13 protein-coding genes are annotated in these 14845 nt (G+C 68.1%); 8 read left to right on the top strand and 5 right to left on the bottom strand.

Translation table 11 applies throughout. From position 1 onward, the window contains the following. The first annotated feature begins 3 nt into the window (after positions 1-3). The 3 genes from BIU82_RS08675 to BIU82_RS08665 all read left to right on the top strand — a co-directional run bounded on the left by BIU82_RS08675 (position 4) and on the right by BIU82_RS08665 (position 6593). Complete coding sequence (locus BIU82_RS08675) at positions 4-5097, top strand: DEAD/DEAH box helicase (RefSeq protein WP_070349056.1); 5094 nt, start codon at positions 4-6, stop codon at positions 5095-5097. Then, complete coding sequence (locus tag BIU82_RS08670) at positions 5090-5899, top strand: DNA-formamidopyrimidine glycosylase family protein (protein ID WP_070349055.1); 810 nt, start codon at positions 5090-5092, stop codon at positions 5897-5899. The genes BIU82_RS08675 and BIU82_RS08670 overlap by 8 nt, the downstream gene beginning before the upstream one ends. Positions 5900-6047: 148 nt before the next feature. Then, positions 6048-6593, top strand: a complete 546-nt coding sequence (locus BIU82_RS08665) for a TM2 domain-containing protein (protein WP_216099005.1) — start codon at positions 6048-6050, stop codon at positions 6591-6593. A 100-nt stretch (positions 6594-6693) separates the two neighbouring features. Here the strand turns inward: BIU82_RS08665 and BIU82_RS08660 are convergent, their stop codons facing one another. Then, a complete protein-coding gene (locus BIU82_RS08660) occupies positions 6694-7359 on the bottom strand; it encodes a hypothetical protein (protein ID WP_070349166.1) in 666 nt (221 codons plus the stop codon). Positions 7360-7419: 60 nt separating this feature from the next. On the opposite strand from BIU82_RS08660, the gene BIU82_RS08655 reads away from it, so the two are divergent. Beyond that, complete coding sequence (locus BIU82_RS08655; protein ID WP_070349054.1) at positions 7420-8904, top strand: PLP-dependent aminotransferase family protein; 1485 nt, start codon at positions 7420-7422, stop codon at positions 8902-8904. Between the two features lie 99 nt (positions 8905-9003). Further along, positions 9004-9867, top strand: a complete 864-nt coding sequence (locus BIU82_RS08650) for an AraC family transcriptional regulator (protein ID WP_070349053.1) — start codon at positions 9004-9006, stop codon at positions 9865-9867. Between the two features lie 78 nt (positions 9868-9945). Here the strand turns inward: BIU82_RS08650 and BIU82_RS08645 are convergent, their stop codons facing one another. The 3 genes from BIU82_RS08645 to BIU82_RS08635 all read right to left on the bottom strand — a co-directional run bounded on the left by BIU82_RS08645 (position 9946) and on the right by BIU82_RS08635 (position 11765). After that, complete coding sequence (locus tag BIU82_RS08645; protein WP_070349052.1) at positions 9946-10638, bottom strand: ATPase; 693 nt, start codon at positions 10636-10638, stop codon at positions 9946-9948. Then, entirely contained in the window at positions 10628-11248 is a 621-nt protein-coding gene (locus BIU82_RS08640) for a helix-turn-helix domain-containing protein (RefSeq protein WP_070349051.1), read from the bottom strand. The genes BIU82_RS08645 and BIU82_RS08640 overlap by 11 nt, the downstream gene beginning before the upstream one ends. An 82-nt stretch (positions 11249-11330) precedes the next feature. Continuing rightward, complete coding sequence (locus BIU82_RS08635; protein WP_216099004.1) at positions 11331-11765, bottom strand: VOC family protein; 435 nt, start codon at positions 11763-11765, stop codon at positions 11331-11333. A gap of 82 nt (positions 11766-11847) precedes the next feature. Here BIU82_RS08635 and BIU82_RS08630 point away from each other — a divergent pair, with 82 nt between their 5' ends. The 3 genes from BIU82_RS08630 to BIU82_RS08620 all read left to right on the top strand — a co-directional run bounded on the left by BIU82_RS08630 (position 11848) and on the right by BIU82_RS08620 (position 14269). Beyond that, a complete protein-coding gene (locus tag BIU82_RS08630; RefSeq protein ID WP_070349049.1) occupies positions 11848-12777 on the top strand; it encodes an RluA family pseudouridine synthase in 930 nt (309 codons plus the stop codon). 15 nt (positions 12778-12792) lie between these two features. Next, positions 12793-13308, top strand: coding sequence for a GNAT family protein (locus BIU82_RS08625; RefSeq protein WP_070349048.1), 516 nt, complete (start codon positions 12793-12795; stop codon positions 13306-13308). Positions 13309-13594: 286 nt separating this feature from the next. Then, on the top strand, positions 13595-14269 hold the full coding sequence (locus BIU82_RS08620) for a hypothetical protein (RefSeq protein ID WP_070349047.1): 675 nt from the start codon (positions 13595-13597) through the stop codon (positions 14267-14269). Between the two features lie 6 nt (positions 14270-14275). Here BIU82_RS08620 and BIU82_RS08615 read toward each other — a convergent pair whose 3' ends face one another. After that, complete coding sequence (locus BIU82_RS08615) at positions 14276-14809, bottom strand: O-acetyl-ADP-ribose deacetylase (RefSeq protein ID WP_070349046.1); 534 nt, start codon at positions 14807-14809, stop codon at positions 14276-14278. Between the last annotated feature and the right edge of the window lie 36 nt (positions 14810-14845).

Genomic DNA, 14845 nt, shown 5'->3' with positions numbered 1-14845 from the left:
GGAATGCAGGAGGAGCCGCGCAATCCCGGTGTGATGGAGGCGTTCAGCCGCGCCACCCGCGAGTGGTTCCTGGGCGCCTTCTCTGCGCCCACGCCTGCGCAGGAAGGGGCCTGGCGCGCCATCTCCTCGGGTGCCCATGCCCTGGTAGTGGCACCCACCGGTTCGGGCAAGACCCTCGCGGCGTTCCTCTGGGCGCTGGACAAGCTGCTGGCGCCGTCCGCTTCTCCTGTGGAGGACGGCAAGGCACGGAAGCGCGGCACCCGCGTCCTCTACATTTCCCCGCTCAAAGCCTTGGGCGTGGACGTCGAGCGCAACCTGCGTTCGCCGCTGATCGGCATCACGCAAACCGCCAAGCGCCTGGGCTTGCCGGCACCGCTGGTGAGCGTGGGCGTGCGTTCGGGAGATACGACGACGGCGGAGCGGCGGGCGCTGCTCAGCCACCCGCCGGACATCCTCATCACCACGCCCGAATCGCTGTTCCTCATGCTCACCTCGCGTGCGCGGGAAACGCTCATGGACGTGGACACGGTGATCGTGGACGAAGTGCACGCGGTGGCCGGCACCAAGCGCGGGGCGCACCTTGCCGTGTCCCTGGAGCGGCTGGATGCCCTGCTTCCGAAACCCGCCCAGCGGATCGGCCTGTCCGCCACGGTGGAGCCGCGGGAGCTCGTGGCCCAGTTCCTGTCGGGTTCGGCACCGGTGGAGATCGTGGCCCCGGCGTTCACCAAGAACTGGAAGCTCGCGGTCAGCGTGCCTGTGGAGGACATGTCGGACCTCGCGGGCGCGGCCGGGGCCTTCGACTCCGGTCCGGCCTCCGGGCTGCAGCCGCAGGCGTCCATCTGGCCGCATGTGGAGGAGAAGATCGTTGATCTTGTCCTCTCCCGGCAATCCACCATTGTCTTCGCCAACTCACGGCGCCTGGCCGAACGCCTCACCGCCCGGCTGAACGAAATCCACGCGGAACGCCAGCTGGTGGACGTGGATGTGTTCTCCGAGGCAGCTGTTCCAACATCCACCGCGACGCCCGCGCACATGATGGCGCAGGCGGGCAGCACACAGGGCGCGGATCCCGTCCTGGCCCGGGCGCACCACGGCTCGGTGTCCAAGGACCAACGGGCCATGATCGAAGACGACCTCAAGTCCGGACGGCTGCGCTGCGTAGTAGCCACCTCGTCCCTGGAACTGGGCATCGACATGGGCGCCGTGGACCTGGTGATCCAGGTGGAATCTCCGCCGTCGGTGGCCAGCGGGCTGCAGCGCGTGGGCCGTGCCGGGCACCAGGTGGGCGAGATTTCCGAAGGCGTGCTGTTCCCCAAGCACCGGGCGGACCTCGTCCACACCACGGTCACGGTGGAGCGCATGCTCAGCGGCAAAATCGAGCGGCTGCACATCCCGGCGAACCCGCTGGACATCCTTGCCCAGCAGACCGTTGCGGCCGCAGCGTTGGGGAGCATCGACGTCGAGGACTGGTTCGCCACGGTACGCCGCTCGGCGCCGTTCGCCACGCTGCCGCGCTCGGCCTTCGAGGCCACCCTGGACCTGCTCTCCGGCCGCTACCCCTCGGACGAATTCGCTGAGCTTCGCCCCCGGATCATTTGGGACCGCAACGCGGGCACCATCGAGGGCCGCCCGGGTGCGCAGCGCCTGGCCGTGACCTCCGGCGGCACCATCCCGGACCGCGGGCTGTTCGGCGTGTACATCATCGGCACCGAAGATGGCGGCAGTGAGGGCAGCACGGCCAAGGGCGGGCGGCGCGTAGGCGAGCTCGACGAGGAAATGGTCTACGAATCGCGGGTGGGCGATGTGTTCGCGCTCGGTGCCACCAGCTGGAAGATCGAGGACATCACCCACGACCGTGTGTTGGTCTCCCCCGCCTTCGGCCAGCCCGGAAAGCTGCCGTTCTGGAAGGGCGATTCGCTCGGCCGGCCCGTGGATCTTGGCCGGGCGCTTGGGGCGTTCGTCCGCGAGCTCTCGGCCTCGGACCCCGCACCAGCGCTGGAGCGCTGCAAAGCCAGCGGCCTGGACGATTTCGCCGCGGGCAACCTGCTCCAATACCTCCGCGAGCAACAGCAGGCCACGGAGGTGGTCCCGAACGACCGCACGCTCGTCGTCGAACGCTTCCATGACGAACTAGGCGACTGGCGTGTTGTCCTCCACAGCCCCTTCGGCATGCCGGTGCACGCTCCTTGGGCCCTTGCTGTCGGGCAGCGGCTGCAGCAGCGCTACGGTTTGGACGGTTCCGCCATGGCCGCCGACGACGGCATCGTGCTGCGTGTGCCCATGATGGAGGACGAACCACCCGACGCGGAACTGTTCCTTTTCGAGCCCGAGGAACTCGAGCAGATCGTGACGGCGGAGGTGGGCGGCAGCGCACTGTTCGCCTCGCGCTTCCGGGAGTGCGCCGCCCGCGCATTGCTGCTCCCCCGACAGAATCCGGCCAAGCGCCAGCCGCTCTGGCAGCAGCGCCAGCGTTCGGCCCAGTTGCTGGACGTCGCCAAGAAGTATCCGCAGTTCCCTGTGGTGCTGGAGACTGTGCGCGAATGCCTGCAGGATGTCTACGACCTCCCCGCATTGAAGGACATCGCTGCATCCATTGAACGCCGGGAACTGCGCTTGGTGCAGACCACCACGCAGCAGCCCTCGCCCTTCGCGAAGTCGTTGTTGTTCGGCTACGTGGCGCAGTACTTGTACGAGGGCGATTCGCCGTTGGCCGAGCGCCGGGCCGCGGCCCTGGCCTTGGATTCCGCCCTGCTGAACGAGCTGCTGGGCCGGGTGGAACTGCGCGAACTGCTCGATGCCAAGGTCATCGAAAGCACCGAGCAGGAACTGCAGCGGCTGGCACCGGACAGGCGCATGCGCGGGATCGAAGGCGTGGCGGATCTCCTGCGCCTGCTCGGGCCGCTCACGGCCGAAGAGGTAGCGGCAAGACTCGTGCCGGTGGTTGAGCCTGTCGAAACCCCGAAACCGCTGGTTGAGCCTGTCGAAACCCCCGAACCGGTGGTTGAGCCTGCCGAAACCCCAGAACCGGTGGTTGAGCCTGCCGAAACCCCAGAACCGGTGGTTGAGCCTGCCGAAACCCCAGAACCGGTGGTTGAGCCTGCCGAAACCCCAGAACCGGTGGTTGAGCCTGCCGAAACCCCAGAACCGGTGGTTGAGCCTGCCGAAACCCCGAAACCGCTGGTTGAGCCTGTCGAAACACCAGCAACGGAAGTGGCCGCTGCCCATCTCACCGCGCTGCGTAAAGCCAACCGCGCGCTCACCGTCACCCTGGGCGGGGTGGAACGTTACGCGGCCATCGAAGACGCCGCCAGGCTGCGCGACGCGGTCGGAGTTCCGCTGCCGGTGGGTGTCCCCTTGGCGTTCATCGAGCCGGTGGCCGATCCTCTGGGCGACCTCGTGTCCCGCTACGCGCGGACCCACGGCCCGTTCACCGCGGAAGAGGCGGCCGCCCGCCTGGGGCTCGGCGCCGCCGTCGTCCGTACCGCGCTGAAGCGGCTCGCCGCCGACGGCCGCGTGGTGGAAGGCGAGTTCCGGCCACATCCGGTAGCGGAGGAGCCCGACGGCGGTGATCACCAGGAGGCGCCGGACGCCCCCGGCGCCGCCGCGGGCGCCCCACCCGCCAGCGAATGGTGCGATGCAGAGGTCTTGCGCAAGCTCCGGCGTCGTTCCCTTGCTGCGCTGCGGGCCGAAGTGGAGCCGGTGGAGGCCGCCGCGTACGGCCGCTTCCTGCCCGAATGGCAGAACGTCCGGCGTCCCGGCCGGTCCGGCTCCGCATTGCGCGGGCTGGACGGCATCATGACGGCGGTGGACCAGCTCTCCGGAGTGCCCATTCCGGCGTCGGCGTGGGAACCGTTGATCCTGTCCAGCCGAGTGGCCGACTACCAGCCGGCCATGCTCGACGAGCTCATGGCCGCCGGCGAACTGCTCTGGTCCGGTGCCGGTTCCCTCCCGGGCAACGACGGCTGGATCAGCCTTCACCTCGCCGAATCCGCCGCGCTGACGCTGGGTCCGGACCCGGAGTTCGAGCCGGCGGATGCGCAACTGCGCCTTCTCAACCATTTGCACGACGGCGGCGGGGCGTACTTCTTCCGGCAGCTCACCGAGGTGGCGGGCGGGATGGACGCCGTCCTCAGCGATGATGCCGTGGTCGCCGCGCTCTGGGAGCTCGTATGGGCCGGGCGGATCACCGGCGACACCTTCGCTCCCGTGCGGGCGATGATTGCCGGCGGCCGGACCGCGCACAAGCAGGTGGCCAGGCCTCCGCGCGCACGTTCGCTGCGGATGGGCCGGATCGGCCGGGCCCACGGGATCGGCAGTTCGGGCCTTTCGCCGGGCCTCACCGGCGGCGGCCGTTACGGGTCGCTGTCGGCTGGTTCCCTGCCCGGTGGTTCGCTGTCAGCTGCGGGCGCCGTGACGCCGCCGCTGGCCGTGGGCCGCTGGTCCGCCCTGCCCGTGCCCGACCTCGATCCCACGCTGCATGCCCGCGGCACCGCCGAACTCCTGCTGGACCGTTACGGCGTGGTCACCCGCGGCTCCGTGATGGCGGAAAACATTACAGGCGGCTTCGGGCTGATGTACAAGGTGCTGGCCCGGCTGGAGGAAGCCGGACGCTGCCGCCGCGGCTACTTCATCGAGCACCTCGGAGCCGCGCAGTTCGCCGTCCCCGCCACCGTTGACCGGCTGCGTTCCTTCGCGGAGGACGCCCGGGCGGACAAGGCGGAGCCGTATGCGCTGGCCCTCGCCGCCACGGACCCGGCCAACCCCTACGGCTCGGCACTGCCGTGGCCGGCATTGCCCGCCGACGCCGCCTCCGGGCACCGGCCCGGCAGGAAAGCAGGAGCCCTGGTGGTGATGGTCGACGGCGCCCTGGTCCTTTACGTGGAACGCGGCGGCAAGACCCTGCTCACCTTCACCGAGGACGCCGATGCGCTGTCCGCAGCTGCTGCCGCGCTGGTGGACGTGGTGCGGCGCGGAGCCGTGGACAAACTGATCATGGAAAAGGCCAACGGCCAGGACCTGCTCGGAACTCCGATCGCGGACGCCCTCGCGGCGGCCGGCGCCTACTCCACGCCGAAGGGATTGAGGATCCGTGCCTGAGGGGGATTCCGTCTGGCGGGCGGCCCACGAACTTCACCAGGCCTTGGCCGGGCACGTCCTGACGTCCTCGGATTTCCGGGTGCCCCGCTTCGCCACGCTGGACCTCTCCGGCTGGACCGTGGACGAGGTGGTGCCGCGCGGCAAGCACCTGCTGATGCGGGTCCGCGATGGCGCCGATTCCGGGCGTGCCCTGACCATCCATTCGCACTTGAAGATGGAGGGCAGCTGGCAGGTCTATGCCCCTGGAGGCAGGTGGCGGAAACCCGGCCACACTGCGCGGTGCGTGCTGCGCACAGCCTCGGCCGACGTCGTCGGCTTCTCGCTCGGGATCCTCGAAGTCATCCGGACCGGAGAGGAAGAACGGGTGCTCGGGCATCTTGGTCCGGACCTGCTGGGGCCGGATTGGGACGCTGAGGAGGCGCTGCGCAGGATCGGGGCCGCACCGGAAACACCCATCGGGATCGCGCTCCTGGACCAGGGGAAGCTGGCAGGGATCGGTAACATCTACCGCTGCGAATCGTGCTTCCTGTCCGGCGTGCATCCTGCGGTCCCGGTGGCGGAGGTGCCGGATGTGGCCGCGATCGTGGCCGATGCGAAGCGGCTGTTGGAGGCCAACCTCGGGCCCGGGCCCCGCTCCACCCTGGGTCCCCGGGCACTGCGTCCCGGGTACTGGGTGTACGGGCGCGAGCACCAGCCCTGCCTGCGCTGCCGCACGCCGATCCGACGCGGAACGCTCGGGAAATCACCGGGCCTGGAGGAACGGACCATCTATTTCTGCCCGCGCTGCCAGCCGGCGCCGTAAGTAAGCGCCGAGCGGACGCTCCGCGCCCAATAGCGGAAATCCGCAGGCGTCCGCCAAGATGGTGATGGCACATGGATTCTGGGGGATGTCTTCGATGGCTGCCGCCCGGTCGCCGTGGCTGCACATCCATCATCCGAAAGGCAACACCATGACATCGCCGAACCCCGAGCGGACCCCGGCCCCGGATTCGATTCCGGCCCCCGATCAGGCTCCTGCCGCACAGCCGCCGGCCTACGGGCAGCCGCCGCATTTCGAAGCACCGCGGCAGCCCACGCCGCAACCGCCTTACCCCGGCCAGCCCGGCGCCCCGCAGCAGCAGCCGTACCAGGCACCACCCCAGTTCCAAGCACCTCAGCAGCCGTACTACGCGCAGCCCGGCCCCGAGCAGCAGCCCTATCCCGGACAGCAGCCCGGTCCCCAGCAGCCGCAGTATTACGCGCAGCCGCAGAACCCGGCGTACGGCTACGCGGAGCCGAAGTCGAAAATTGTCGCCGGACTCCTGGGACTTTTCCTGGGCGGGCTCGGCATCCACCGCTTCTACCTGGGCTACACCACCATCGGCGTCATCCAGCTGGTCCTGAGTTTCGTGACCTTCGGCATCGCGAGCCTGTGGGGCTTCGTGGAGGGCATCCTGATCCTGGTCGGTTACGAATCCTTCCGCAGGGACGCCCGCGGAGTTCCGCTGCGCGACTGACCGCACGACCCGCTCCGTCCCCTGCGACGCGGTTCCTTCCAAACGACGCGGGAATTCCAGGTGCGTCAGGAATTACCCGCGTCGCAGGGAAGGAATAAGGTCAGGCCTTCGCAGCCGCCTCAGGCTCAGCGTCACCGGCCCGTGCATCATCCGGCGCAGCATCCACCGCAGGGACCCCGGCAGCAGCCTTCTCCGGAACCATGAACCGTGGCAGCAGCAGCTGGACCAAGGGACCGATCGAGAGCGCGTAGACCACCGTGCCCACGCCCACGGTGCCGCCCAGGGCGAAGCCGGAAGCCAGCACCACCACTTCGATCAGCGTGCGGGACAGGCGCACGGACCATCCGGTGCGTCGGGCCAGGCCGGTCATCAGGCCGTCGCGGGCACCCGGGCCAAGGCGGGCACCGATGTAGCACGCTGACGCGATGCCGTTGAGCAGCACGGCACCGGCGAGCATCGCGATCTGGCCGCCCAGATGTGAGAAGGACGGGATCAGCGCCAGCCCCACGTCCGCGAAGACACCCACCAACACTGCATTGGCCAGGGTTCCGAATCCGGGCATCTGCCGCAGGGGGATCCAAAGCAACAGCACCAGGAAGCTGACCACAATCACCACGGTGCCCATGCTCCAACCGAGCTTCACGGCGAGCCCCTGGTGGAACACGTCCCAAGGGTCCAGGCCAAGACCGGCACGGATAAACATGGCCAGGGAGATGCCATACATCGCGAGGCCGATCAGGAGCTGGGTGATTCTTCGGGTCATCATGGCTCCATCCTCCACGGCAACTGGCATTGCTTTCCATAGCCAGTTTGGAATACTGGTCCTATGCTCTCCGCCACAAAGCCCTCGGGTTCGCTGAGCCCGGCAGCCCTCGCCCGGCTCCTGCCCGCATGGAACAGCGGCGCGGGCCCCGCCTACCGCGAGCTGGCCGACGTCGTACGCCTCCTGGTACTGGACGGACGCATCGCACTGGACGTCGCACTGCCGAGCGAACGCGCCCTCGCCGAAACGCTCGGGGTCAGCCGCACCACCGTCACCGCCGCCTACGCGAGCCTGCGCGAGCAGGGCTTCCTCAGCGCCAGCCAGGGAAGCCGCGCCCGCACCCGGCTCCCCCACCGGGCAGCGCCGGCACAGATGCCCGGATTGGTGGCGCCGGACGGCGTCATCGATCTCGCCTACGCTTCCCTGCCCGCCACCGGCGAGGTGGTGCACCGGGCCTTCGCGGATGCGCTGACCGAGCTGCCGGCACTGCTGCCCGGCTTCGGCTACGACCCCCTCGGCCTTCCGGAACTGCGCGAAGCGATCGCCGCGCATTACACGCAAGCCGGTGTGCCGACGTCGGCGGCCCAGATCCTGGTGACCTCCGGCGCCCAGCACGCGCTCAACATCATCCTGCGCACTCTCGCGGGCCGGCAGCAGAAGGTGCTGGTGGACCACCCCACGTACCCGAACGCCCTGGATGCCATCCGCGCCTCGGGCTCCCGGATTGTTCCGGCGCCGTTGCCCGCCGCGCCGGAGGGGCCCGCGGCGGGCGGTGCGGCGTGGGACGTGGAGGCCATGGTGGCGGCCATGCGGCAGCAGCGCCCGGCCATGGCGTACCTCGTTCCGGATTTCCACAACCCCACCGGGCGCGTCATGTCGGATCTGCAGCGGAGGCGGCTGGTCCGCGAGGCCGCCGGCACCGGGACGGTCCTGGTGGTGGATGAGACCTTGCGCGCCCTGGACCTCGACGGCGTCGGCACCTCGCCGCTCGCCGCGTTCAGTCCCGCGGTGGTATCGATCGGTTCGCTCAGCAAATCGCATTGGGCCGGCCTGCGGACGGGCTGGATCCGGGCAGAGGAAGAGCTGATCGCCCGGTTCACCGCGACGCGGACCACCATGGACCTTGGCGGTCCTGTGGTGGAGCAGCTCGCCGCCGCGCGACTGGTGCGCAGTTTCGCCGAGCCCCTGGGCGCCCGGCTCGAGGCACTGCGTGGCAACCGGGAAACGCTGCTTGGCCTACTCGCCGAGCACCTCCCGGACTGGCACTTCGAGCGCCCCCGGGGCGGCCTGACAGTGTGGTGCAGATTGCCATCGGCGTCGAGCACGGCCCTCACGGTGTTGGCTCCCGACTTCGGACTGCGGGTGGCCGCGGGGCCGCGCTTCGGCGTCGGCGGCTCCTTCGAACACTTCCTGCGTGTGCCGTTCACGCTCCCGCCGGAACAGCTCACGACGGCGGTCCTCGCCCTGCGCGCTGCGCAGGACCGGCTGGACGCCGCGCCTCAGCTGCGGCGCACCTTGAAGGAGCCGGAGGCCGCGGCGATCGCGTAACCCGGCCCGGGCGAAGGCGGACCCGATAAAAGCGGGCACGGATAGTCGGGCGGGGCAGGTGACGCCGTCGTTAGCGTGGAATGGTCGAAAGGAAAAGCAATGATCGAAGGATTCGCCCGGGCACTGGAACATATCGAGCAGCACTTGGGCGATGAGATCGACCCGGCCGTTCTTGCGCGTTACACGCTGTCCTCGGAGTACCACTTCCGCAGGATCTTCTCCGCGCTGGCCGGCATGCCCCTTTCGGAGTACATCCGCCGCAGGCGCCTGACGGTTGCCGCACCGCTGCTGGCCGCCGGGAACAACACCCTCCTGGACGTGGCCGTGCGCTCGGGTTACTCCTCCACGGAGGCCTTTTCCCGCGCGTTCCTTGCCTTCCACGGCGTGACGGCAGGCGATGCCCTCCGTGGCAAAGGCCCGCTGCGCACCCAGCCCCGCCTGCGGATCACCCTTACACTCGAAGGAGACCGAACCATGGACTACAAGATCGTCACTACCCCGGCGATGAACCTGGTGGGATTCAGCACGCGGGTCCCCTTGGTGCACGAAGGCCCCAACCCCGCCATCGAAGAGTTCAACCGGAGCGTGGACCGCGCGGCACTGGTCAAGCTCAAGGAACTGTCCGACGTGGAACCCCGCGGGGTGCTGTCCGTCACCGACAACATTTCCGGGGACCGCAGCGAGGGCAGCGAACTGGACTATTACCTTGCCGTTGCCACCACGCAGAAGGCGCCCGAAGGCCTGGCGGTGCTCCCGCTGCCCGCAGCCAGCTGGGCCGTGTTCAGCGGCGAGGGACCGGAGATCACCACCATCCAGTACCTCTGGCGGGACATCTTCACCCAGTGGTTCCCGGCGCATTCGTACCAGTCAGCACCTGGGCCCGAACTGCTGCAGACCGAGTACAACAGCGACTTTTCGCTGGCCCGCTTCCACATCTGGGTGCCGATCGAACAGCCGGCCTAGGCCAGCGCACTGCGGGGCCCGCTCTACGTCCTTGGATCCTCCGAAAGGACGCAGAGCGGGCCCCGCATTTGCTGTTGCCTAGGCGTACACCTTCTCCAGGTACCCGCCCCAGGCCTTGGCCGTGGCCTCGGAGTCGCCGTTGCCGCTGAAATCGTGGACCGTCATGCCCACCGTGGCGCCGAAGGCGTTGCGTCCGAAGAAGCGGTACAGCGCGTCCGCGGTGCGCAGGCCCAGGAAGTTCTCGTTCGAGAAGTCCAGTTCGCCGCTCAGCCGCCCCACGCCGTCGACCTCCACCTCGACGGCGGAACCCTGCGCAACACCGTCCACGCCCAACGCTTTCTTCAGGCGCACAAAGCCGTCCGGGCTCTGCGAGGCGGCCGGAGCCTGGATGTCGGTGAACACCACGGGCTTGCCGTCGAAGTGCTGGAGGTACTGGCCCAGGGTGTGCAGGTAGAAGGCGGTGTGCTTGCTGGCGCCGTCGTACTGTTCGTCCCAGTTGTCCTGGAAGATCCCGCTGTGCACGTAGTGGAGCTTGGCGCGGCCGCCCTCCAGCGGCTCGATGACATGTTCCAGCTGGTTGAACCAGCCGTCCGGGCCGTCCATGCGGTTCACCAGGTGGTTCGGGTACTCCTCCACAGTCTTGACGGAGGGCCACTGGTCCGTGGGGAACATCCACCCCGCGGTGCCGTTGGTGACGGCTTCCCAGATGCGTTCGGGCGTGCCGGGGATTTCGCCGTCGAAGACGATTTCAAACTCACGGTTACTGGTCATTGCCTTGGTCCTTTTCTGCCTGGTTCTGTGCGTTCTTGAGTGCGGGGTGAAGCGCGACGACGAGCCGGTGCTTGCGTCCGCCGCCTGCGCCGCCGTCGTGGTACTTGTCCACGAGCCGAGTCACCGCGACGCCGAGTTCCTCGGCGAAGGCGGCCCGGTCCGCGGCGGTTTTGAAGGTGATTTCGCCGTCGATGGCAAAGCTGGCCAGCTTCTTCCTGGCCACGGCGGCGCCGGCGATCAGCTTGCCCATTTCCTGGACCGTGCGGCCTGCGAGCGCCAGCAGCCAGAAGGCGGAGAAGCGGTCGGCGAAGCGGCGGGGGTCCGGGGCCACGGAGGCCAGGGCGACCGGCGAGATCAGGTACGAGGCCGCCGTCGCGCACACAATGCGCTCGGTGACGTTGCCCTTCTTCCTCTCCTCCACAAGTTCCACCAAGCCGTGGGCTTCGAGGGCCTTGAGGTGGTAGTTGACCTTCTGCCGGGGCAGGCCCACCTTGGCGGCGAGCTGCGTGGCCGAGGCCGGCTCCGCGAGCTCCCGGAGAATGCGGGTGCGGATCGGATCCAGCGACGCCTCCGCGGCCGCCGGGTCCTCAATCACTTCGATGTCCAACATGCGTCCATCATGCCTACCGACAACTTTTTTTGTCAAGAACTTTTTTGCCGTCGGTTTTGGGGCAAGCTCCCGGACCGCCCGACTACAGCGCCTGCGCCACCTCGACGAGCAAGCCTTCCGGTCCGCTGATGTAGGCGAGCCGATAGACGTTTTCGTAGTTCACGAGTTCGCGGACCAGCCCGTAGCCGGCTTCGCGCGCTTTGGCGACGACCGCTTCGACGTCGTCCACCTCGTAGCAGATGTGGCTGAAGCCGAAGGAGTTGACGGGCCGGCCCATCTCGCCCACGGGCTCCGGCGAGACGAAGCGGGTGAGCTCCAGCTTGGTTCCGTTTCCGCCCGGCGGCCGCATCATCGCCATGTCCACCCGGGTTCCGTCCAGGCCGTTGACCCGGTCCGCCCACGGCCCGCCGACTTCCGAGCGTCCCTCCGTTTCGAGGCCGAGCGCCTCGAAGAAGGCGATGGCCCGGTCAAGGTCCTGTACGGTGACACCCACATGGTCCATTCGGAAAGCAGTCATGCGGCCAGACTACGCCGGGCTCCGCCAAGGGGGCAGGCCCCGGCGAAAGGCCCGCAAGCAGCCCACGTAGAATTGTCCGGTGATGCAATCCCCCCTTCCCGTGCGCGACGGTGTGAACGCCACCCGCCTGCGCCTGCCGGACGAAGGCCCGTGGGATACCGCGATGGACTACATGATGCACCGTTGGGGGCACATCGATCCGCAGGGCATCGAGGACCGCTTCGACGCCGGGGAGATCGTGGGCGAAGGCGGTGTTCCGCTGGACCGGAACACTCCCCTGGACCACCACACCTTCATTTGGTACTACCGCACGCTGCCGCAGGAGACCCGGCTGCCGGTGGAAATCACCATCCTGCACCAGGACGAACACCTGCTGGTGGTGGACAAACCACACTTCCTGCCCACCACGCCGGGCGGCACCTACATCCAGGAGACCGCGCTGGTGCGCCTGCGGAACCAGCTTGGCCTGCCGGACCTCATCCCGATGCACCGGCTGGACCGCATGACCGCCGGCGTACTGTTGCTGTCCACTAACCCGGAGACCCGCGGGAAATACCAGGTGCTGTTCGAGAAGCGCCAGGTGCAAAAAGAGTACGAGTGCGTGTCCGCCGCCGAGCCCGCGATCGGGCATCCCGCCGTCGAGTTCCCCGCGCTGGTGCGCAACCGCATGGTCAAGTCGCGCGATTACCTCCTGGCGGAGGTGGTGGAAGGCGAGCCGAACACCGAGACACGCATCGAGCAGCTGAGAACGTTCGACGCCGGAGCGGCCGGCAGGCGGGCGCTGTACCGTTTGGAGCCGCACACCGGAAAGACGCACCAGTTGCGCGTGCACATGGCGTCCTTGGGTTTGGGGATCGTGAACGATGCGTTCTATCCCGAGCTTCTGGACAAGGCGCCCGACAATTACGACAAGCCGCTGCAGCTCCTGGCCCGTGGCATCCGTTTCGTGGACCCGATCAGCAAGAAGCCGGTGGAGTACCGCAGCGAACTGGAGCTCAGCGAGGCGCGGTAACGCAGGAGGACCCGCATGGCAGTCACACGACTTATCACCTTGGAAGACGCCGCGGCGCTGGCCAAGGTCCTTGCTGAGAACCGGGATTTCCTGGCGCCTTGGGATCCTCTGCGCGATGACGACTTCTTCACTGCGGAGACCCAACATCGCCTTATCGGCGAGGCGCTGAAATCGTTCGAAGCCGGCCTCATGGTTCCGTTGGCAATCACCGCTCCCGACGGCGGGCTGGTGGGGCGGATCAACATCGGCGGCATTGTCAGGGGTGCTTTGGAGTCGGGCGGGATCGGGTACTGGGTAAGCAGAAAACACAACGGGCATGGCTTGGCCAGCAGGGCTGTCGCCGAAGTCAAGGACATCGCTTTCAAGGAGCTCGGCCTGCACCGGCTCCAGGCGGAAACCCTGCTGCACAACGCTTCGTCACAGCGGGTGCTTACGCGCAACGGATTCGAACGCTACGGGCTCGCCCCTAAGTACCTCAAGATCGCGGGCCGTTGGCAGGACCATGTGATGTTCCAGGTTCTGTCGGACTAAGAAGGTTGTTGTGGAGGCTCCGAGGACCGCAAGCTGACGCTCCTCCCCACTTGCTTCTGTCTCACGTAAGCCAAAACCGCGGAATTCCGCAGAAAATGCCCCGCCCCTTGGCCTGGGTTCGGGATGCAAGCGGGAAGGAACGTCGCGACCGCCGTCAGAGACATCGCGATATCGCCTTCCGCCCATAATCCCCTGCCCATCCTCCGCACGCAGGAATACCATTGGACTGCTGGGGCCAATTTCATCGCTTTGCGGCCGGCGCCGCCCTGGATTCCAAGGAGGATCCATGAAGCACCACAGCAGTGATCAGCTCCCCGAACTCCCCGGCGACCACACGGCTTCGGCCTTCGCCTACACCGCCGCCGCAACCGGAGTTGCCGGCGTCGCGACCCTCGCCGCGATGTACGCGATCGAGGTCCCGAAGGGCGGCCCGTACATTTTCGGCACCACCAACGACGCCCTCGGCGGCTTCTTCAACCTCCTCGCCATCCCGGTGATCCTGCAGGTCCATCGGAGGCTCCCCGCCAATACCGGCAACGAAACCCTGAAATGGGTGGTGGTCGCCGCCAGCGTGGCGGGATCAGTCAGCTCGTTCCTGTTGGTCTTCGGGGTGCTGGAATTCATGCCTTCCACCATTGCTACGGTCTCGGCGATGACGGTCCAGGCCCTGTGGTTCCTCCTGGCGCACCGGCAGCTGTTGAAACGCCCGGACTTCCCCCGCGGTTTCGGCCGCCTGGGCAGGTTCATCGGCGCGGCCTTGCTGATCGGCCTTCCGCTCACGGGACTGGGGTACGTCCTGCCCGGCCCCGACGCCCTGCGCTGGACGGTAACCGGCCTCGGCGTCGCACTAGGCGCCACCGGCTGGGTGCTGTGGCCCTATTGGTACTTCCGCGCCGGTCGGTTGCTCAGCCATGTCCATGCAACGACGACGGCGGGAAGCCCGGCCCCGCAAGCAGGCTGAGCCGCGCTATTCCGGGAGTGAACCCCGCACCTCCCGGAAAACCTCCAGCAGCCGCTCGCTGAACAGCACGAACTCCACCACTTCAACCCCGCTGTCCGGCCGCGTGGCGCCGAAGGAGGCAACGGCGTCGAGCGCTGTTTCGGCGACCTCCCGCGCGTCCCAGCCGTACACGCCGGCGCTCACCGCGGGGAACGCCACGGACGAAGCGCCAAGCCCGGCCGCCACACCGAGGCTCTCCCGGAAGCAGGAAGCGAGCAGCGCAGGATCCGTTTCTCCGGCGTGCCGGTTGGGGCCCACGGTGTGGATCACCCAGCGGGCCGGGAGCCGGAATCCGGGGGTCGCGACGGCGGCGCCCACCGGGAGGCCGCCCGGCAGTTCCGTGCGCCGAAGCTCCCGGCAGGCCTCCAACAGCTCCGGCCCCGCGGCCCGGTGGATGGCGCCGTCCACTCCCCCGCCGCCAAGCAGCGAGGAGTTGGCGGCGTTGACGATCGCGTCCACCGGCCGCGTGGTGATGTCGCCCTGAACGAGTTCGATGCGCATGGAACCAGTCTGGCACTGCAGTGCGGTACCTTGTGC

The organism is Arthrobacter sp. SW1 (genome assembly GCF_001766675.1).
Classification (GTDB): domain Bacteria; phylum Actinomycetota; class Actinomycetes; order Actinomycetales; family Micrococcaceae; genus Arthrobacter.
The sequence above is the reverse complement of the archived record's forward strand: the minus strand, read 5'-3'. Positions and strand labels throughout refer to the sequence as shown.

What these genes read in the sequence shown, in the direction of transcription:
- BIU82_RS08675 (WP_070349056.1), top strand. Translation starts at nt 4, where the DNA reads ATGCAGGAGGAGCCGCGCAATCCCGGTGTGATGGAGGCGTTCAGCCGC.
- BIU82_RS08665 (WP_216099005.1), top strand. Translation starts at nt 6,048, where the DNA reads ATGACATCGCCGAACCCCGAGCGGACCCCGGCCCCGGATTCGATTCCG.
- BIU82_RS08660 (WP_070349166.1), bottom strand. Translation starts at nt 7,359, where the DNA reads ATGATGACCCGAAGAATCACCCAGCTCCTGATCGGCCTCGCGATGTAT.
- BIU82_RS08655 (WP_070349054.1), top strand. Translation starts at nt 7,420, where the DNA reads ATGCTCTCCGCCACAAAGCCCTCGGGTTCGCTGAGCCCGGCAGCCCTC.
- BIU82_RS08650 (WP_070349053.1), top strand. Translation starts at nt 9,004, where the DNA reads ATGATCGAAGGATTCGCCCGGGCACTGGAACATATCGAGCAGCACTTG.
- BIU82_RS08645 (WP_070349052.1), bottom strand. Translation starts at nt 10,638, where the DNA reads ATGACCAGTAACCGTGAGTTTGAAATCGTCTTCGACGGCGAAATCCCC.
- BIU82_RS08640 (WP_070349051.1), bottom strand. Translation starts at nt 11,248, where the DNA reads ATGTTGGACATCGAAGTGATTGAGGACCCGGCGGCCGCGGAGGCGTCG.
- BIU82_RS08635 (WP_216099004.1), bottom strand. Translation starts at nt 11,765, where the DNA reads ATGACTGCTTTCCGAATGGACCATGTGGGTGTCACCGTACAGGACCTT.
- BIU82_RS08630 (WP_070349049.1), top strand. Translation starts at nt 11,848, where the DNA reads ATGCAATCCCCCCTTCCCGTGCGCGACGGTGTGAACGCCACCCGCCTG.
- BIU82_RS08625 (WP_070349048.1), top strand. Translation starts at nt 12,793, where the DNA reads ATGGCAGTCACACGACTTATCACCTTGGAAGACGCCGCGGCGCTGGCC.
- BIU82_RS08620 (WP_070349047.1), top strand. Translation starts at nt 13,595, where the DNA reads ATGAAGCACCACAGCAGTGATCAGCTCCCCGAACTCCCCGGCGACCAC.
- BIU82_RS08615 (WP_070349046.1), bottom strand. Translation starts at nt 14,809, where the DNA reads ATGCGCATCGAACTCGTTCAGGGCGACATCACCACGCGGCCGGTGGAC.